Source organism: Nitrospirillum amazonense, assembly GCF_029594735.1.
GTDB classification, from domain to species: Bacteria; Pseudomonadota; Alphaproteobacteria; order Azospirillales; family Azospirillaceae; genus Nitrospirillum; species Nitrospirillum amazonense.
Genome location: NZ_JARPAF010000001.1, coordinates 1,444,959 through 1,461,384, shown reverse-complemented (window position 1 = coordinate 1,461,384; position 16,426 = coordinate 1,444,959). Strand labels below are relative to the sequence as shown.

The window sequence follows — 16,426 nt, the reverse complement described above, 5'->3', positions numbered from 1 at the left end:
CCTCCCCTGGATGGTCCCCCACTAGATGGCCCCGTAAATGTCGCCCATCATCACCGTGGTCTGCGGCGGCCGGCGCAACAGGGCCGTCAGCACCTCCGCCGCCGTCAGGGCGGCGATGACTTCCGGCCGCTTGTCGCCCGACAGGCCCGCGCCGATGGGGCAGATCAGGCGCCGCAAATGGTTGGGGTCATACCCCTGCGCCTGGTACCAGCGGGAGAAGCGCTGGCGCTTGGTGTGCGATCCGATGAGGCCGACATAGGCCGTATCGGTGCGCTGCACCGCCTCCGCCGTGATGGCGAAGTCCAGGTCGTGGTTGTGGGTCATGATCAGGTAGCCGGCGCCGGGCGGCGCCAGGGCCACCTGGCTGGGCAGTTCCGTCGCCACGCGGATGTCGGCATCCACCGGCGGGTCGGGGGGGAATTCCGAGGCGCGGCTGTCCACCCACACCAGGCGCAGCGGCAGGGGCGCCATGGCGCGGGCCACCGCCTTGCCGACATGGCCGGCGCCGAACAGCATCAGCCAGGGCTGTCCGGCCAGGGCCGTCGCCTCCGCCGCGCGCAGGCGGTACAGCACCGCCTCGTCCACCCGTTCCACCGTCAGCACGACATGGCCGCCGCAGCACTGGCCCACCGCCGGGCCCAGGGGCACGTCCAGGCGCACCGGCTCGCCGCCCTCCGCCAGCAGGCGGCGGGCGGTTTCCAGGCCCAGATGTTCCAACCGGCCGCCGCCCACCGTGCCTGTCTGCCAGTCGGCGCCCACCGCCATGCAGGCGCCGACCTCACGCGGGGTTGAGCCGCGCGCCTCCGCCACCGTGACCAGCACCACGGCCTCACCCCGGGCCAGGCAGGCGGCCAGGCCGGCGGATTGCGGGCCGGGGGCGGAGAGCGGAACCTTGGGCGCCGTCACCGTCATGCCGTCCGCTCCCGCAGGCGTTCGATGGTGGCCAGCACTTGTTCCGGCGTGGCCGGCGCGTCCAGTTGCGGGCAGATCTTATGGTCCGCCACGCTGGCCACGGCGTCGGACAGGGCATGCAGCACGCTGATGCCCAGCATCAGCGGCGGCTCGCCCACCGCCTTCGAGCGGTGGATGGTGTCCTCGACATTCGGGCTGTTCCGCACCAGGCGGACGTTGAATTGCCGCGGGCGATCGCCGCAGGCCGGGATTTTGTAGGTGCTGGGGGCGTGGGTGCGCAGGCGGCCCTGGGCGTCCCACCACAGTTCCTCCGTCGTCAGCCAGCCCATGCCCTGGATGAAGCCGCCCTCGACCTGGCCCTTGTCCAGGGCCGGGTTCAGGCTGTCGCCGCAATCGTGCAGGATGTCCACGCGGTCCACCACATACTCGCCCGTCAACGTGTCCACCGTCACCTCCGCCACCGACGCGCCATAGGCGTAATAGAGGAAGGGGCGGCCCTGGCCCTTGGCCCGGTCCCAGTGGATCTTGGGCGTCTTGTAATAGCCGGTGGCCGACAAGGAAATGCGGCCCATGTACGCGGCCTTCGCCACCTCCCTGAGGGTCAGCAGCTGGTCGCCCACCCGCACCCCGTCGGCGGTGAAAACCACGGCGTCCTGGGGAACGTTCCAATGGCCGGCGGCGAATTCCACCAACCGGGCCTTCAGCACGCGGGCGGCGTTCTGCGCCGCCTTGCCGTTGATGTCGGCACCGGAGGAGGCGGCGGTGGCCGAGGTGTTGGGCACCTTGCCCGTGGTGGTGGCGGTGATGCGGATGCGGCCGATGTCCACCTGGAACTCATCGGCCACCACCTGGGCGACCTTGGTGTTCAGGCCCTGCCCCATCTCCGTCCCGCCATGGTTCAGGTGGATGGAGCCGTCGGTGTAGATGTGGATCAGCGCCCCGCCCTGGTTGTAGGGCGTGAAGGTGAAGGAGATGCCGAACTTCACCGGCGTCAGGGCCAGGCCCTTCTTCAGATAGGGATTGGCGGCGTTGAAGGCGCGGATGGCCTGACGGCGGGCGCGATAGTCCGACCAGACCTCCAGTTCATCGACCAGGGGGCCGATGATGTTGTCCTCGATGGTCTGGTGATAGGGCGTCACGTTGCGGTCGGTGGTGCCGTAGAAGTTCACCTTCCGCACGTCCAGCGGGTCCAGGCCGGTGGCGAAGGCCACCTCCTCCACCACCCGCTCGGCAGCCACCATGCCCTGGGGCCCGCCGAAACCGCGGAAGGCGGTGTTGGACACCGTGTTGGTCTTCAGCGGCAGGGAAGACATGCGGGCATTGCCGTAGAAATAGCAGTTGTCGGCATGGAACAGGGCGCGGTCCGTCACCGGGCCCGACAGATCCGCCGCGAAGCCGCAGCGCGCGGCGAACAGCATGTCGGTGGCCAGGATGCGGCCCTGGTCGTCAAAACCGACCTGATAGTCCACCTCGAAATCATGGCGCTTGCCGGTGATGCGGAAGTCGTCGTCGCGATCGGGGCGCAGCTTGGCGGCGCGGCCCGTCTTCTTGGCCACCAGGGCGACGCAGGCGGCGAACAGGTTGGCCTGCGTCTCCTTGCCGCCGAAGCCACCGCCCATGCGCCGCACCTCCACCGTCACCGCGCCGTCGGGGATGTCCAGGACGTGGGCGACGATGTGCTGCACCTCGCTGGGGTGCTGGGTGGAGACGTGGACCAGCACGTCCTCATCCTCCCCCGGGATGGCCATGGCGATCTGGCTTTCCAGATAGAAATGCTCCTGCCCACCGATCTTGATGCGGCCGGAAAGGGTGCGCGGGGCCGTCTTCAGCGCCGCCTCGGCATCGCCCAGGCGCAGGGTCATGGGCGGGGTGACCAGCGTGCCCGGATCACGCGCCGCCGCGATGTCCAGCACCGCCGGCAGATCCTCATATTCCGCCTTGGCCAGTTGCGCGGCGCGGCGGGCTTGGTCGCGGGTCTCCGCCGCCACGGCGAACAGGGGATGGCCGTGGTACTGCACCACGTCTTCGGCGAACAGCGGCTCGTCATGGCGCAGGCCGGCGCCGATGTCATTGTCGCCCGGGATGTCGGCGGCGGTGAACACCGCCACCACGCCGGGCGCCCGGCGCACATCGTCCAGGTCCAGGGACAGCACGCGGGCATGGGCGCGGGTGGCCAGCCCCAACTGCACGTGCAGCAGGCCGGCGGGCTCGGCGATGTCGTCGACGTACAGCGCCTCCCCGCTCACATGCTTGTGCGCGCTTTCGTGACGCCGGCTGTCGTGCACGGCGCCGTCGATGCGGCGCGGGGTGACGGCGGAAATGTCGATGGGCGTCTTGTCAGGCATGGGGCACCGCCTTTGCGATGTCGCAACCCGCTGGACGCCCCTGGGTCCGCTGGGCGAGCACACGGGTCGCGGGGGCGTCGGCCACACTCTCCGCCTGGAACTTCAGCAGCAGGTTGCCGGCCACCGCCAGGCGGTAGGCAGCACTGGCGCGCCAGTCGCTGAGCGGGGTGAAGTCCTGGGCCAGGGCCGCCTTGGCATCCCGGGCTGCCGCCGCGTCCCAGGGACGGCCCAGCAGCGCCGCCTCCGCCGCATCCGCCCGCTTGGGCGTGCCCGCCATGCCGCCATAGGCCAGACGGGCGCGGGTGACCAGGCCATCGTCGCCCACCGTCACCAGGAAGCAGGCGCACAGGGCGGAGATGTCCTGGTCGAAGCGCTTGGAGATCTTGTAGGCGGCGAACAGGTCGCCCTTGCCCGGCTTGGGCACGGTCACGCTTTCCACGAACTCGCCCGGCTGGCGGTCCTGTTTGCCATAGGCCAGGAAATAGTCCTGCAGCGGCAGCGTGCGGCGTTGCGCGCCCCAGCGCAGCGTCAGGCTGGCGCCCAGGGCGATCAGGGCGGGCGGCGTGTCGCCGATGGGGGAGCCGTTGGCGATGTTGCCGCCGATGGTGCCGGCGTTGCGCACCTGCTCCGCCCCCACCCGGCGCAGCAATTCGTCCAGGTCGGGATGCAGCCTGCCCAGGGCCGCCTTGGCGGCGGTGAAGGTGACGCCGGCCCCCAGTTCCAGGGCGTCACCCCGGTCCGTGATGCGCGCCAGGCCGGCCACGCGGCCGGTGTAGATGACGGTGGACAGCACCCTCTGGTGCTTGGTCACCCACAGGCCCACGTCGGTGGCGCCGGAAACGATGGTGGCGTCCGGGTTGGACAGCACCAGGTCGGCCAGCTGGTCCACCGTGGCCGGCGCCAGGAAGCGGCGACCATCGCGGCCCGTCTCCACCACCGCGTCATCGGCCAAGGCGGCCAGCGCCCGTGTCACGCTGGGCAGGGCGTCGTCGATATGGTCCGGCGTCCTATTACGCACCTGTTGAGCCGCCGCCACGATGGGGGCGTAACCGGTGCAGCGGCATAGATTGCCGGCCAGGGCATCGTCGATACACTGCTCATCCAGCACACCCTCTAAGGGCGCCGCCTCCGCCCGGTTCAGGGCATACAGCGACATGACGAAGCCGGGGGTGCAGAAGCCGCATTGCGAGCCGTGGCAATCCACCATGGCCTGCTGCACCGGGTGCAGGGCGCCGTCCGGCCGCTTCAGGTGCTCCACCGTTAGCAGCTGGCAGCCGTCCAGGGTGGCGAGGAAGCGGATGCAGGCGTTGATGGCCTCATACTTCACAGCACCGTCGACTAGGCGACCCACCACCACGGTGCAGGCGCCGCAGTCGCCCTCGGCGCAACCCTCCTTGGTGCCCATGCGGCGCTCCGTGCCGCGCAGCCAGTCCAGTACGGTCAGCGTCGGATCCACGTCGGTCAGGGTGCGTGGTTCATTGCCCAGCAGGAAGCGGATGGTTGTGCGGTGGGCCATCTCAGCTGCCCCGGTATGTCGAGTAGGCGTAGGGGCTGATCAGCAAGGGCACGTGGTAATGCTGGCCGGCATCGGATATCGCGAAGCGGATGGGCACCTCATCCAGGAAAGGCGGGTCGGTCAGGGCCACGCCGCGCGCCTGGAAATAGGCGCCGACGGCGAAGGTCAGTTCGTAACGGCCGACAGTCAAGTCGGTACCCGCCAGCAGCGGCGCGTCGCAGCGGCCGTCGGCGTTGGTGCGCGCCTCCGCCACGCGGGTGCGGGCGCCACCATCGCCCAGCCGGTCCAGCACGACGGTGATGCCGGCCCCGGGCCTGCCCGCCATGGTGTCCAGCACGTGGGTGGTCAGGCGTCCTTCGCCCCGGCCCGCATTCATATGGCCTGCACTCATGATGATCGCCCGTTCGTCGCCCTGATCTCGCTTATGCACAAAAGGTACATGGGGTGGCATCGCCCCGTCAGCCAGCCGCCCCTGGAAAGTCTTTCAAAACAATCAGGAAAGCGCCCATACCCAGGCGCACGATATGCTGCCTCTCGCCATGCTGGACCTTTAGGGGTCGCGGCGGCAACCCTATCGGGCGATGATGCGCCTAAAGGATCTGGGCACAACAGGGGATGCTGGGGGCATGATGACGGCGGATTACCCGCGCGACCTGATCGGCTATGGCGCCAACCCGCCCCAGGCGGACTGGCCGAACGCCGCCCGCATCGCGGTTCAGCTGGTGCTGAATTATGAGGAGGGCGGGGAGAACTGCATCCTGCATGGCGACGCCGCGTCCGAGGCCTTCCTGTCGGAAATGGTGGCGGCGCAGGCCCTGCCCGGCGTGCGCCACATGTCCATGGAATCGCTGTACGAATATGGCTCCCGCGTCGGTGTCTGGCGCCTGTTGAGGCTGTTCGAGAAGAAGAAGATCCCCCTTACCATCTTCGCCGTGGCCATGGCCGCCGAGCGTCATCCGGACGTCATCCGCGCCATGGTGGACCAGGGGCATGAGATCGCCAGCCATGGCTATCGCTGGATCAATTACCAGTATATGGACCCGGCCGAAGAGGCGGCGCACATGGCCAAGGCCATGACCATCCTGGAACAGGTCAGCGGCACCCGCCCCGTCGGCTGGTACACCGGCCGCACCAGCCCCAACACCCGCCGCCTGGTGGCGGAGCATGGCGGTTTCCTCTATGATGCCGACGCCTATGACGACGACCTGCCCTACTGGCAATTGGTAGGCGACAGGCCGCAGTTGATCGTGCCCTACACCCTGGACTGCAATGACATGCGCTTCGTCCAGGTCCAGGGTTTCCATTCCGGCGACCAGTTCTTCACCTACCTCAAGGACAGCTTCGATGCCCTGTATGCGGAGGGGGCGGAGACGCCGCGCATGATGTCGGTCGGCCTGCATTGCCGCCTGGTGGGCAAGCCCGGCCGCATCCAGGCGCTGGAACGGTTCCTGGACTATGCCGCGGCCCATGAGGGCGTATGGTTCGCCCGGCGCGCCGACATCGCCCGGCATTGGCACGCCCGCCATCCTTACAAGGGCGCCGCGGCATGAGCGATTTCTTCGACAGCCGCGAGGCTTTCGTCGCCCGCTTCGGCGGGGTGTTCGAGCATTCGCCCTGGATCGCCGAGGCCGCGTGGGACGCCGGCCTGCCCGCCGACGGGCGCACGGCCCAGGGCCTGCACGCCGCGCTGGTGACGCAGTTCCGGGCGGCGGGGCGGGAGCGGCGCCTGGGCGTGCTGCTGGCCCACCCCGACCTGGCCGGCCGCCTGGCCGTGCGGGGGGAGCTGACGGCGGACTCCACGGCGGAGCAGGCCTCCGCCGGGCTGGACAAGTGCACGCCGGAGGAATACGCGCGCTTCCAGGAATTGAACGACGCCTACAAGGCGCGCTTCGGCTTCCCCTTCATCCTGGCGGTGCGCGGCCTGACCCGCGCCGCCATTCTGAAGAATTTCGAGGCCCGGGTGGGCAATGATACGGATACCGAGTTCGCCACGGCGACGGCCCAGGTAGAGCGCATCGCGCTGCTGCGCCTGAAGGAGATGCTGCCGTGACCTTCGGCCCCGCCCTGATGGCGCGCCTGGACGACTTCGCCCGGCACAGCGCCGACCGGCCGGCCCTGACCCGCCTGTACCTGACGCGGGAGCACCGCGCCGCCGCCGAGCAGTTGCTGACCTGGATGCGCGAGGCGGGGATGGAGGCGCACCTGGACGCCGCCGGCACCGTGGTCGGCCGCTATGAAGGCGCGGCCCCAGGCCAACCGGCCCTGCTGCTGGGGTCGCACATCGACACGGTGCGCAACGCCGGCAAATACGATGGCAACCTGGGTGTGCTGGCCGCCGTGGCCGCCGTGGCGGAACTGAACCGCCGGGGGGAGCGCCTGCCCTATGCCATCGAGGTACTGGGCTTCGGCGATGAGGAGGGCGTGCGCTTCCCCGTCACCCTGACGGGCAGCCGCGCCGTGGCCGGCACCATCGCCCCCGACGCCATGGCCGCGCGCGACCGCGACGGCATCGCCCTGGGCGCCGCGCTGAAGGATTTCGGCGGCGACCCCGACGGCCTGGGGGCCGTGGCGCGCGACCCGTCCCAGGTGCTGGGCTTCGTCGAGGTGCATATCGAGCAGGGCCCGGTGCTGGAATCCCGGGGCCTGCCCCTGGGCATCGTCACCGCTATCAACGGCGCCAGCCGCTACGCCGTCACCGTCACCGGCCAGGCGGGCCACGCCGGCACCGTGCCCATGGCCCTGCGCCACGACCCCTTGGCGGCGGCGGCGGAAATGGTGCTGGCGGTGGAGACGGCCGGCGGGGCGGAACCCGACCTGGTCGCCACCGTGGGCCGCATCGAGGCCAAGCCGGGTGCGGTAAACGTCATTCCTGGCCAGGCCAGCTTCACCATCGACCTGCGCAGCCCGCGTGACGACAGCCGCAAAGCGGCCGCCGCCGGTCTGCTGGACACCCTGGCCGCCATCGCGGCGCGCCGGGGCGTGGTGCTGGACATACAGCCCACGCACGACGCCCCCGCCGCCCACTGCCACCCCGGCCTGATGCGCCAGCTGGGCCAGGCGGTGGCGCGGGCCGGCATCATCCCCCACCATTTGCCCAGCGGCGCCGGCCACGACGCCATGGCCTTGGCGGCATTGTGCCCCATGGCCATGCTGTTCGTGCGCTGCGCCGGCGGCATCAGCCACAACCCGGCGGAGGCCATCACGGTGGAGGATGCCGACCTGGCCGTCACCGTGCTGCTGGACTTCCTGCGCCGTTTCGACCCTGTTTCCCCCCTTGAAGGACCCCTGTCATGACCGCCGACACCGCCGCCACCATCCAGGGGGCCGTCCACACCTTCCTGACGGCCAAGCGGGAGGAGCAGGTGCGCTTCCTGGCGGAACTGATCAAGGTGCCCTCCGACAACCCGCCGGGCGACTGCGCGCCCCACGCCGCCCGCGCCGCCGAGCTGCTGGAGGGCTTGGGCTACTCCGTGGAACGCCACGTCGTGCCCGACGAATTGGTCAAGGCCAACGGCATGATCAGCGCCACCAACCTGATCGTGCGCCGGACGTTTGGTGCCGACGGCCCCACCATCGCCCTGAACGCCCATGGCGATGTAGTGGCGCCGGGCGAGGGCTGGACCGTCGATCCCTATGCCGCCACCGTCAAGGACGGTTGGATGTACGGGCGCGGCGTCGCCGTCTCGAAGTCCGACTTCGCCAGCTACACCTACGCGCTGATGGCGCTGGATGAGCTGGCGCGCCAGGGCGTGGCCCTGAACGGCACGGTGGAACTGCACCTGACCTATGATGAGGAGGCGGGCGGGGAGATCGGGCCGCGCTGGCTGTTGGACCAGGGCCTGACCAAGCCGGACTATGCCGTGTCCGCCGGCTTCAGCTACGGCATCGTCACCGCCCACAACGGCTGCCTGCATCTGGAGGTGGAGGTGCGGGGCAAGTCCGCCCATGCCGCCTTGCCAGCCACCGGCATCGACGCGCTGGAGGCTGCGACCGTCATCCTCAGCTGGCTGTACCAGCACCGCGCCGGCTATGCCGCCACCGTCTCGGCCGTGCCCGGCATCGGCAGCCCGCAGCTGACCGTGGGCCTCATCTCCGGCGGCATCAACACCAACGTCGTGCCCGACCGCATCACCTTCCGCCTGGACCGCCGCATGATCCCGGAAGAGCAGGGCGCGGCGGTGGAGGCCACCCTGCGCCAGGTCATCGCCGCGGCCGCCGCCGAACGGCCGGAAGCGACGGTGACCGTGCGCCGCATCCTGCTGGCGGAGCCGCTGAAGCCCATCGCCGGCACCGACCGCCTGACCGACGCGATCAGCCGCCACGCCAGCCGCATCCTGGGTGAGCCCGTGGCCGCCAAAGGCGTGCCCATCTACACCGACGCCCGCCACTACGCCGCCGCCGGCATCCCCACCGTGCTCTACGGCGCCGGCCCCCACACCATCGAGGAAGCCAACGCCCACCGCGCGGATGAGCGCCTGCCGCTGAGCGACCTGTACAAGGCGACCGAGGTCATGGCCCTGACGCTGGTGGATTTCCTGACGGCCTGATGCCCCAGCCCCCGCCTCACCGCCCAGGCCGGCGGGGGTTCCACGGCTTGCCGCTGACGATCTGCGCCAGGACCAGGGCGCCGTTGATCAGACCCATCACGCCCAGGATCACGGCGCCGAAGCGCGCGCCATGCACCAGGCCGATGGCCACCAGATTATCCGCCACCAGCACACCGATGGCCACCAGGGTCACGGCGGCCATGAGCAGGAAGCCCGTGCGCTTCTGTGGCGTGCGCATGCCGTGGACGCAGATGGCAAGGATGGCCAGCAGACCCAGGGCGGCGATGATGTCGAGAATCATGACGGCTTGATCACGCTTAAGCAGGACTACCGCTGTCTTACGGGATGGCTTGCCGCCTTGGCTATCGGTTTTCATTGTGGCCTGTAGACCTTGCCGGCGAGCACCCGGATGACTATAATGACCAATATAGTCATCAGGAGGAGGCGAACATGAAAACCTGGACCGTCGCGGAAGCGAAAGCCAAGTTCAGTGAGGTGATTGATCGCGCCGCCGCCGGGACCCCACAGGTCATCTCTCGTAATGGTCGCACCACCGCCGTGGTCGTCTCGGCCGAAGAGTGGGAACGCAAGACGAGACGTGTAGGCAATCTGGCCGAATTCTTCGCCGCGTCCCCCTTGCGTGATTCCGGCCTGATAGTGGAACGCGCGGCGGATAGCGCCCGCGAGATTGATCTGTGAACTATCTGCTGGATACCAACGTGGTGTCGGAATGGGTGAAACCTCACCCTGACGCCGGCGTCATCGAATGGCTGGCCACGGCTGATGAGGATCGTCTCTATCTCAGCGTCGCCACCCTGGCGGAACTGCGTCAAGGCGTGCAGCGATTGATGCCGGGGCAGCGCCGAGCCCGACTGGATACATGGTTGCGGGATGACCTGCCCTTGCGTTTCGATCGCCGTGTCCTGGCCATCGACATGGCGGTGGCCAATGCCTGGGGTGTCATCGTGGCGCGCGGCCAGGCAACCGGCCGATCCATTAGCGTTATGGACGCCTTCATCGCCGCCACGGCGGAAATTCACGACCTTACATTGGTGACGCGCAACGTCGCCGATTTTGGCCTGTTGCAGCAGCCGATTTTAAATCCTTGGCGGATTGACTGAGGACGCCGTTGTGGCCCCCGACCCAAGGCCCTTGACTTATCCGTTCGCCATCGCTTACCGTAAGCCATGTCTTACGAACAAGCGCTGACTGCCCTGGCCGATCCCACCCGGCGGGCGGTGTTCGAGCGGTTGCGGGCGGGGCCGCAGCCGGTGGGGGAATTGGCGCGGCATCTGCCCATCAGCCGGCCGGCGGTGTCGCAGCACCTGAAGGTGCTGAAGGACGCCGGACTGGTGATCGACCGGGCGGAAGGGACACGGCGCATCTATCACATCGACCCGCACGGCCTGGGCGCGCTGCGCCGCTGGCTGGACCAGTTCTGGGAGACCGCGCTCGATGCCTTCGCGGCCGAAGCGGAGAGGACGAGCGACAAACCATAAGAGGTAGGCACCGCCATGCCGCTTGCTGAACGCACCATCGCCATCGCCCCCGTGGTGAAGACCGTGACGGTGAGGGCCAGCCAGGCCCAGGCCTTCACGGTCTTCAACACCCGCTTCGCCAGTTGGTGGCCCGCGACCCACCACATCGGCAAGGCGCCCCTGGCCAACGCCATCATCGAACCCAAGGTGGACGGCCGCTGGTATGAGGTGGGCGACGACGGATCGGAATGCGACTGGGGTCGCGTGCTGGCGTGGGAGCCGCCGGCCCGCCTGGTGCTGAGCTGGCACCTGGACGGCGATTTCCAGGTCCGCACCGATACCTATTCGGAGGTGGAGGTGACCTTCACCGCCCTGGATGAGACCCTGACCCGGGTGACGCTGGAACACCGCGACCTGGACCGCTTCGGCGCGGAGAATGGCGAGCGCCTGCGGGCCAAGGTGGGCAGCGACGGTGGCTGGGGCGGCATCCTGGACCTGTACGCGACCGCCGCCAACGGGTGAAAACAGATGGGGGCCAAGGGGAGGAGACTCGATGGGGAAGATGGTCGACCGCGCGCTGGCGGTGCTGCTGATCCTGGGCGCCGGTGGGCACACCGCCGGCTCCTTCAACGCGTATGGCAGCCAGCCCATGGTGCTGCTGTGGGCCTTGAGCGCCAGCATCCTGGTCATCCTGTTGGGCGCCTTGAACCTGCTGCGGAGCGGCCGGCCGGGGGATAGGGCGTTGGCGTGGATCTGCGCCGCCGGCCTGATGGCGTGGATGGGCTGCTGTGTTGCCTTCGCCGCCATCGCCGGCACCTGGCTGGAACCGCATGCCGCCATCTTCCTGCTGTTGTCGGCCGGCCTGCTGGCCTTCAGCCTGCGGACCGCGCTGCGTCCCGAAGGATGGCCGCCAGCCGGCTGATGGCGGGTGCGATGGCATCCACCCCCACCCCGCCATAACCGAAGGCGAGACCGGCGACGCCATCCCCCGGGACGGGTCCCCCTTGGGTGGGCCGCAGCGCATAGTTGGCCAGGCTTTCCACCCCGATGCCGGCGGCCAGGGCCCGGGCCACCACGGCGTCCGCGTCCACCGGCCGGCGGAAGCGCGTGGCCAGGTGCAGCCCCGCCACCGCCGGTACCGGCGCCAGCAGATCGCCGCAATGGGCGGCCAAGGCCCCCAGCAAGGCGGTGCGACGGTCATCATAAACGGCCCGCATGCGCCGGACGTGGCGGGCCAGATGCCCCTCGGCCATGAAGGCGGCCAGGGCGTCCTGCTCCACCACCGGGGCGTGCCAATCGGCCACCTGCTTGGCCCTCAGCACATGGTCCCGCGCCCAGGCGGGCACGGCGATGAAGCCGAGGCGCAGGGCCGGGAACAGGCTTTTGGAGAAGGTGCCGACATAGAAGACGCGGGTCCCGCCATCTAGGGTCTGCAGGGCATCCAGCGGCCGGCCGCCGTAGCGGAATTCCCCATCGTAATCGTCTTCGACGATCACAGCGCCGCTGGCGGCGGCATAGGCCAGCAGCGCCTGACGCCGCCGGGGCGACAGCGGCACGCCCAGGGGGAACTGGTGCGATGGCGTGACGTAGACCACCGCCGCGTCCGGCGGCAGGGCGTCGACCACCAGCCCCTCCCCATCCACCGGCACCGGATGAAGCCGGGCGCCGGCGGCCAGGAAGGCGCCCCGGGCGGAGGCGTAGCCGGGATCCTCCATCGCCACCACAGGCCGGTCCGGCGTCACCAGCACGCGGGCCAGCAGGTCGAAGGCCTGCTGCGCGCCGGCGGTGATGATGATGTCGTCCGCCCGGCAAGCCACGGCGCGGGTGAAGGAAACGTGGCCCGCCACCGCCGCCCGCAGCGCCGACCGGCCCGCCGGCTCGCGATAGCCGGGCTGGGTGCGGGCAAAGGCGCGCAGCGCCCGGATGTACAGCCGCCCCCAGATGTCGAAGGGAAAGCCACTGGTGTCCGGCAGTCCCAGGCGGAAATTGACCGCCACCTCCGGCGGCGGGGTAGGCGTGCGGGCGCCGCCGGGCGCCAGCAACGCGGGGTTCAGCCGCACGCCGCTGGGCGGGCCGGGCGGCGGTGCCCCGGCCGCGGCGCCGGCCTGGGCTTTGGAGCCTGTGTCGGCGACGAAGGTGCCGGCGCCGGTGCGGGCGACGACATAGCCCTCGCTCAACAGCAGGTCGTATACCGTCACCACCGTGGTGCGGGACAGGCCGAGTTCCTGCGCCAGGGTCCGGCTGGGCGGCAGGGCCAGGCCCGGCGCCAGCCGCCCGTCCAGGATGGCGGCGCGCAACTGGTCATGCAGGGCGCGGCGGACATGGCGCGAGCCGGGCGGCGGCAGCGTCAGGCCGAGTTGCAAGGCGATGGTCAAGGTGTCGGCATCCGTAATTGGATCACCAAGAATACCACGGATCGGCTCTCGTTCCTGATCCAATTCCGCGCCATGCTGTCCCTATCGGATCCTGAAGGAATGCCCTGATGCGCACCCTTTTGCATGCCGGCCTGCTGATGGCCGCGCTCGCCACCTTCCCTGCCCATGCCGCCACGGACAGCGCGCCAGCCGTCAATGCGGAAAGCGGCCAAGGCCGGGCGGAGGCTGCGGGCACCGGCCTGCTGGGCCTGCCCGGTCCGGCGGCCACGCTGACCACCCTGGAGGGGGAGCGCATCGACCTTGGCGCCTACTACGGCAAGAAGCCGGTCTACCTGAAGTTCTGGGCCACCTGGTGCGTGCCCTGTCGGGAGCAGATGCCGGGCTTCGAGGCAGATTATGAGGCCCTGGGCGACAGGATGGCCATCATCGCCGTCAACACCGGCTTCAACGACAAGCCGGCGACGGTGCGCGACTTCCGGCAGAAGATGGGCCTGCGCATGCCGGTGGCGGTGGACGACGGCAGCCTGGCCGCCGCCCTGAACCTGCGGGTGACGCCGCAACACGTGGTCATCGGCCGCGACGGCCGCATCCTGTACGTCGGCCACCTGGCGGACGACAAATTGCACCAGGCGCTGCGGGCAGCCCTGGCGGAGGGCGAGAGTGCCGCCGGCATCGCCGCCGCCCCTGGCCATCCGCAGGAAGCGAGCTACAAACCGGGCGACATCCTGCCCGGCCTGACCACCAGCATCACCACCGGCCAGGCCTTCCCCGTGGGCGGCCCCAGCCGCGACGGCAAGCCCCGCGCCGTCCTGTTCTTCTCCCCCTGGTGCGAATCCTATCTTGCCACCAGTCGCCCGGCCATGGCGGCCGCCTGCCGCCAGGCACGGGAGGTGGCGTCCAGCCTGGCCGACCAGGGCCAGGCCCATTGGCTGGGTGTGGCCTCGGGCTTGTGGGCTTCGGCCAAGGACCTTGCCGACTACCAGGCCAACCCCAAGACGGCGGTACCGAGCGGCCTGCCCCTGACCCTGGACGCTGATGGCCACCTGTTCCGTGCCTTCGGTGTGCGCGAGGTGCCCAGCCTGGCCATCATCGATGCCAAGGGCCGCATCACCCGCATCCTGGGGCCGGAGGAAATCACCCTGGCCACCGCCCAGCGCACCGTCGCCCAAGCCCGCTGACCGATATGAACAACGGAGGAACCATTATGACCCCCACCGTCGGCGCCCCCACCGCGCATCCCATCGACGCCCTGGCCCAGGCCTGGGTTCCGCTGCGCCCCGGCCTGTCGTTCCGTCCGCTGCACTTCGCCGAGGACGGCTACGACCTGCAGCTGCGGGTGGAGCCCGGCACCGTCATCCCCCGCCACCGTCACAGCGGGGAGGTTCACGCCTACACCCTGTCGGGATCGCGCGAAATCATCGAGACGGGGGAGATCATCGGCCCCGGCGTTTTCGTCCACGAGCCCGCAGGCAATATAGACAGCTGGCGGACCGTGGGGGATGAGCCCTGCGTCATCCACATCAGCCTGACGGGGGATATCGATTATCTGGATGAGCGGGGCCAAGTGATAGGGACCACCAACAGCGCCAGCGCGCGGGCCGCCTATCTGGCCTGGTGCGCTGCCCAGGGTGTCGCCCCGCATCCCGCCCTGGCCTGACCGGACGCACCGCCATGCACGCCATCTGCGAGACCTGCGGCACCCAGTTCACCGCCACAACGCCACCCGACCATTGCCCCATCTGCGAGGATGAGCGCCAATATGTCGGCTGGCGGGGCCAGCGCTGGACCACCATGGAGGGGCTGGCCGCCCGCCATCGCAGCCGCGTGGAGGAAGACGCGGGCCTGTTCGCGCTGGGCATGACGCCGCCCTTCGCCATCGACCAGCGCGCCCTGCTGCTGCCCACCGATGCCGGCACCATCCTGTGGGAATGCGTGCCACTGGTGACGGAGGAAGGGGTGGCGGCGCTGAAGGCGCGGGGTGGCGTGGACAGGATCGTCATCTCCCATCCCCATTTCTACGCGTCCATGGTGTCGTGGAGCGAGGCGCTGGGGAATATCCCGATCCTGCTGCATGCCGCCGACCGCGACTGGGTCATGCGCCCGGCGCCGCAGGTGGAATTCTGGGAGGGCGACCGCCTGGTCCTGTCGGACGCCGTCACCCTCATCCGCTGTGGCGGGCATTTCCCCGGCAGCACCGCCCTGCACTGGCGCGACGGTCCCCGCCCCGGCGGCGCCCTGTTCCCCGGCGACGCGCTGCAGGTGGTGATGGACCGCCGGCACGTCACCTTCATGTACAGCTATCCCAATTACCTGCCCATGACGGCGGCGGATGTGCGGGGTATCCGCGACCGGCTGGCCGGCCTCCGGTTCGAGGATGTCTATGGCTATACCTGGGGCCGCAACATCATCAGCGGCGGGCGGGAAGCGGTGGACCGGTCCTTCGACCATTTCCTCGCGCGCCTAGAGACCTAAAGGCTTGGGCAGCGCCTCGAACGCCGGTCGGCCGAACAGATAACCCTGGATTAGGGTGATGCCGAGATCGCGAAGGGTGGCCAGTTCCTCGGCCGTCTCAACCCCTTCGGCCACCACGGTGATGCCCAGGGTCTGGCAAACCTGAACGATGGCAGCGACGATGGTCCGGCTGACGGAACGGTTGGCGACGTCACGGGTCAGTTCCATGTCGATCTTCAACACGTCCGGCTGGAACTTGGCCAACAAGGCGAGACCGGCGTAGCCGGCGCCGAAATCATCGATGGCGGCCAGGAAGCCCCGGCGGCGGTATTCATGGAATATCCCCAACAGGTGGGCCGGATCGTTGATGGGTTCATTTTCCGTCACCTCAAACATCAGGCGATCCAGGGCCATGCCCACGGCGCGGCTGGTCTGCACGGTGGTGCGCAAGCAATTTTCCGGCTGGTAGACCGCCGCCGGCATAAAGTTGATGGACAGGCGGGCGCCCGTGCCCGGCAGTCCCAGCGCCGCCGCCAGCTCTATGGCCTTGACCCGGCAGGCTTGATCGAAAGAATAGCGGTTGTCAGCATCCACGGCGGCCAGCACGGTGCCCGCACCTTCGCCATTCGGCCCACGCACCAGGGCCTCATAGGCAAAGACGGTACGGGCCGCGATATCAACGATAGGCTGGAAAGCCATCGTGAAGTCAAAGGATAGCTCCGCACCCTCGCGGCAGGCCTGGCAACCCATGGACGGACTCTTTCATGACGAAAAACGGGCTGAGCCGTGAGCGGTCCAACCA

The 16,426-nt window shown here is 69.3% G+C and carries 19 protein-coding genes; 12 read left to right on the top strand and 7 right to left on the bottom strand.

What is annotated here, in order from left to right; genetic code table 11:
• Nucleotides 1-21: 21 nt before the first annotated feature.
• The 4 genes from xdhC to uraH are packed head-to-tail and all read right to left on the bottom strand — an operon-like array spanning nt 22 to nt 5,164.
• Nucleotides 22-912 (bottom strand): xanthine dehydrogenase accessory protein XdhC, encoded by an 891-nt coding sequence (xdhC, locus tag P5F91_RS05880; RefSeq protein WP_277906775.1) that lies wholly within the window; start codon nt 910-912, stop codon nt 22-24.
• Nucleotides 909-3,257 (bottom strand): xanthine dehydrogenase molybdopterin binding subunit, encoded by a 2,349-nt coding sequence (gene xdhB, locus P5F91_RS05875; protein WP_277906774.1) that lies wholly within the window; start codon nt 3,255-3,257, stop codon nt 909-911. Before xdhB ends, xdhC begins: the two co-directional genes overlap by 4 nt.
• Nucleotides 3,250-4,773, bottom strand: a complete 1,524-nt coding sequence (gene xdhA, locus P5F91_RS05870) for a xanthine dehydrogenase small subunit (RefSeq protein ID WP_145613040.1) — start codon at nt 4,771-4,773, stop codon at nt 3,250-3,252. The genes xdhB and xdhA overlap by 8 nt, the downstream gene beginning before the upstream one ends.
• Nucleotide 4,774: 1 nt before the next feature.
• Complete coding sequence (uraH, locus tag P5F91_RS05865; RefSeq protein WP_246134554.1) at nt 4,775-5,164, bottom strand: hydroxyisourate hydrolase; 390 nt, start codon at nt 5,162-5,164, stop codon at nt 4,775-4,777.
• Nucleotides 5,165-5,399: 235 nt separating this feature from the next.
• Between uraH and puuE the strand changes: the two genes are divergently transcribed.
• From puuE to P5F91_RS05845, 4 genes are read left to right on the top strand one after another with little or no spacing between them, the layout of a single operon-like run.
• Nucleotides 5,400-6,323, top strand: a complete 924-nt coding sequence (puuE, locus tag P5F91_RS05860; RefSeq protein WP_422394446.1) for an allantoinase PuuE — start codon at nt 5,400-5,402, stop codon at nt 6,321-6,323.
• Entirely contained in the window at nt 6,320-6,823 is a 504-nt protein-coding gene (gene uraD / locus P5F91_RS05855; protein ID WP_145613039.1) for a 2-oxo-4-hydroxy-4-carboxy-5-ureidoimidazoline decarboxylase, read from the top strand. Before puuE ends, uraD begins: the two co-directional genes overlap by 4 nt.
• Nucleotides 6,820-8,067 (top strand): allantoate amidohydrolase, encoded by a 1,248-nt coding sequence (locus tag P5F91_RS05850; RefSeq protein ID WP_246134553.1) that lies wholly within the window; start codon nt 6,820-6,822, stop codon nt 8,065-8,067. Before uraD ends, P5F91_RS05850 begins: the two co-directional genes overlap by 4 nt.
• Nucleotides 8,064-9,320 (top strand): M20/M25/M40 family metallo-hydrolase, encoded by a 1,257-nt coding sequence (locus tag P5F91_RS05845; RefSeq protein ID WP_277906773.1) that lies wholly within the window; start codon nt 8,064-8,066, stop codon nt 9,318-9,320. Before P5F91_RS05850 ends, P5F91_RS05845 begins: the two co-directional genes overlap by 4 nt.
• Nucleotides 9,321-9,336: 16 nt before the next feature.
• On the opposite strand, the gene P5F91_RS05840 is transcribed toward P5F91_RS05845, so the two are convergent.
• Nucleotides 9,337-9,621: a hypothetical protein gene (locus P5F91_RS05840; RefSeq protein WP_277906772.1), complete on the bottom strand. Its 285-nt coding sequence runs from the start codon at nt 9,619-9,621 to the stop codon at nt 9,337-9,339.
• A gap of 149 nt (nt 9,622-9,770) precedes the next feature.
• Between P5F91_RS05840 and P5F91_RS05835 the strand changes: the two genes are divergently transcribed.
• From P5F91_RS05835 to P5F91_RS05815, 5 genes are all read left to right on the top strand, one after another.
• Nucleotides 9,771-10,019, top strand: a complete 249-nt coding sequence (locus tag P5F91_RS05835) for a type II toxin-antitoxin system Phd/YefM family antitoxin (RefSeq protein ID WP_088875162.1) — start codon at nt 9,771-9,773, stop codon at nt 10,017-10,019.
• The gene (locus P5F91_RS05830; protein ID WP_277906770.1) at nt 10,016-10,441 is read left to right on the top strand and encodes a type II toxin-antitoxin system VapC family toxin; all 426 of its coding nucleotides are present in this window, start codon (nt 10,016-10,018) and stop codon (nt 10,439-10,441) included. The genes P5F91_RS05835 and P5F91_RS05830 overlap by 4 nt, the downstream gene beginning before the upstream one ends.
• Before the next feature lie 66 nt (nt 10,442-10,507).
• Entirely contained in the window at nt 10,508-10,819 is a 312-nt protein-coding gene (locus tag P5F91_RS05825; RefSeq protein WP_277906769.1) for an ArsR/SmtB family transcription factor, read from the top strand.
• A 15-nt stretch (nt 10,820-10,834) separates the two neighbouring features.
• Complete coding sequence (locus P5F91_RS05820) at nt 10,835-11,320, top strand: SRPBCC family protein (protein WP_277906767.1); 486 nt, start codon at nt 10,835-10,837, stop codon at nt 11,318-11,320.
• A gap of 31 nt (nt 11,321-11,351) precedes the next feature.
• On the top strand, nt 11,352-11,720 hold the full coding sequence (locus P5F91_RS05815) for a hypothetical protein (protein WP_145613033.1): 369 nt from the start codon (nt 11,352-11,354) through the stop codon (nt 11,718-11,720).
• On the opposite strand, the gene pdxR is transcribed toward P5F91_RS05815, so the two are convergent.
• Nucleotides 11,671-13,173 carry a MocR-like pyridoxine biosynthesis transcription factor PdxR gene (gene pdxR / locus P5F91_RS05810; protein ID WP_211107139.1) on the bottom strand — a complete coding sequence of 501 codons (1,503 nt, stop codon included), beginning with the start codon at nt 13,171-13,173 and terminating at the stop codon, nt 11,671-11,673. The two genes, P5F91_RS05815 and pdxR, sit on opposite strands and share 50 nt — an antisense overlap.
• 107 nt (nt 13,174-13,280) lie before the next feature.
• Between pdxR and P5F91_RS05805 the strand changes: the two genes are divergently transcribed.
• From P5F91_RS05805 to P5F91_RS05795, 3 genes are read left to right on the top strand one after another with little or no spacing between them, the layout of a single operon-like run.
• The gene (locus tag P5F91_RS05805; RefSeq protein WP_211107138.1) at nt 13,281-14,351 is read left to right on the top strand and encodes a redoxin domain-containing protein; all 1,071 of its coding nucleotides are present in this window, start codon (nt 13,281-13,283) and stop codon (nt 14,349-14,351) included.
• A gap of 26 nt (nt 14,352-14,377) precedes the next feature.
• Nucleotides 14,378-14,830, top strand: coding sequence for a cupin domain-containing protein (locus P5F91_RS05800; protein ID WP_277906766.1), 453 nt, complete (start codon nt 14,378-14,380; stop codon nt 14,828-14,830).
• Nucleotides 14,831-14,844: 14 nt separating this feature from the next.
• Nucleotides 14,845-15,645 carry an MBL fold metallo-hydrolase gene (locus P5F91_RS05795; RefSeq protein WP_277906765.1) on the top strand — a complete coding sequence of 267 codons (801 nt, stop codon included), beginning with the start codon at nt 14,845-14,847 and terminating at the stop codon, nt 15,643-15,645.
• On the opposite strand, the gene P5F91_RS05790 is transcribed toward P5F91_RS05795, so the two are convergent.
• The gene (locus tag P5F91_RS05790) at nt 15,634-16,323 is read right to left on the bottom strand and encodes an EAL domain-containing protein (protein ID WP_211107136.1); all 690 of its coding nucleotides are present in this window, start codon (nt 16,321-16,323) and stop codon (nt 15,634-15,636) included. The genes P5F91_RS05795 and P5F91_RS05790 overlap by 12 nt on opposite strands.
• Nucleotides 16,324-16,426: the final 103 nt, after the last annotated feature.

What these genes read in the sequence shown, in the direction of transcription:
- xdhC (WP_277906775.1), bottom strand. Translation starts at nt 912, where the DNA reads ATGACGGTGACGGCGCCCAAGGTTCCGCTCTCCGCCCCCGGCCCGCAA.
- xdhB (WP_277906774.1), bottom strand. Translation starts at nt 3,257, where the DNA reads ATGCCTGACAAGACGCCCATCGACATTTCCGCCGTCACCCCGCGCCGC.
- xdhA (WP_145613040.1), bottom strand. Translation starts at nt 4,773, where the DNA reads ATGGCCCACCGCACAACCATCCGCTTCCTGCTGGGCAATGAACCACGC.
- uraH (WP_246134554.1), bottom strand. Translation starts at nt 5,164, where the DNA reads ATGAGTGCAGGCCATATGAATGCGGGCCGGGGCGAAGGACGCCTGACC.
- puuE (WP_422394446.1), top strand. Translation starts at nt 5,400, where the DNA reads ATGATGACGGCGGATTACCCGCGCGACCTGATCGGCTATGGCGCCAAC.
- uraD (WP_145613039.1), top strand. Translation starts at nt 6,320, where the DNA reads ATGAGCGATTTCTTCGACAGCCGCGAGGCTTTCGTCGCCCGCTTCGGC.
- P5F91_RS05845 (WP_277906773.1), top strand. Translation starts at nt 8,064, where the DNA reads ATGACCGCCGACACCGCCGCCACCATCCAGGGGGCCGTCCACACCTTC.
- P5F91_RS05840 (WP_277906772.1), bottom strand. Translation starts at nt 9,621, where the DNA reads ATGATTCTCGACATCATCGCCGCCCTGGGTCTGCTGGCCATCCTTGCC.
- P5F91_RS05835 (WP_088875162.1), top strand. Translation starts at nt 9,771, where the DNA reads ATGAAAACCTGGACCGTCGCGGAAGCGAAAGCCAAGTTCAGTGAGGTG.
- P5F91_RS05825 (WP_277906769.1), top strand. Translation starts at nt 10,508, where the DNA reads ATGTCTTACGAACAAGCGCTGACTGCCCTGGCCGATCCCACCCGGCGG.
- P5F91_RS05820 (WP_277906767.1), top strand. Translation starts at nt 10,835, where the DNA reads ATGCCGCTTGCTGAACGCACCATCGCCATCGCCCCCGTGGTGAAGACC.
- P5F91_RS05815 (WP_145613033.1), top strand. Translation starts at nt 11,352, where the DNA reads ATGGGGAAGATGGTCGACCGCGCGCTGGCGGTGCTGCTGATCCTGGGC.
- P5F91_RS05805 (WP_211107138.1), top strand. Translation starts at nt 13,281, where the DNA reads ATGCGCACCCTTTTGCATGCCGGCCTGCTGATGGCCGCGCTCGCCACC.
- P5F91_RS05800 (WP_277906766.1), top strand. Translation starts at nt 14,378, where the DNA reads ATGACCCCCACCGTCGGCGCCCCCACCGCGCATCCCATCGACGCCCTG.
- P5F91_RS05795 (WP_277906765.1), top strand. Translation starts at nt 14,845, where the DNA reads ATGCACGCCATCTGCGAGACCTGCGGCACCCAGTTCACCGCCACAACG.
- P5F91_RS05790 (WP_211107136.1), bottom strand. Translation starts at nt 16,323, where the DNA reads ATGGCTTTCCAGCCTATCGTTGATATCGCGGCCCGTACCGTCTTTGCC.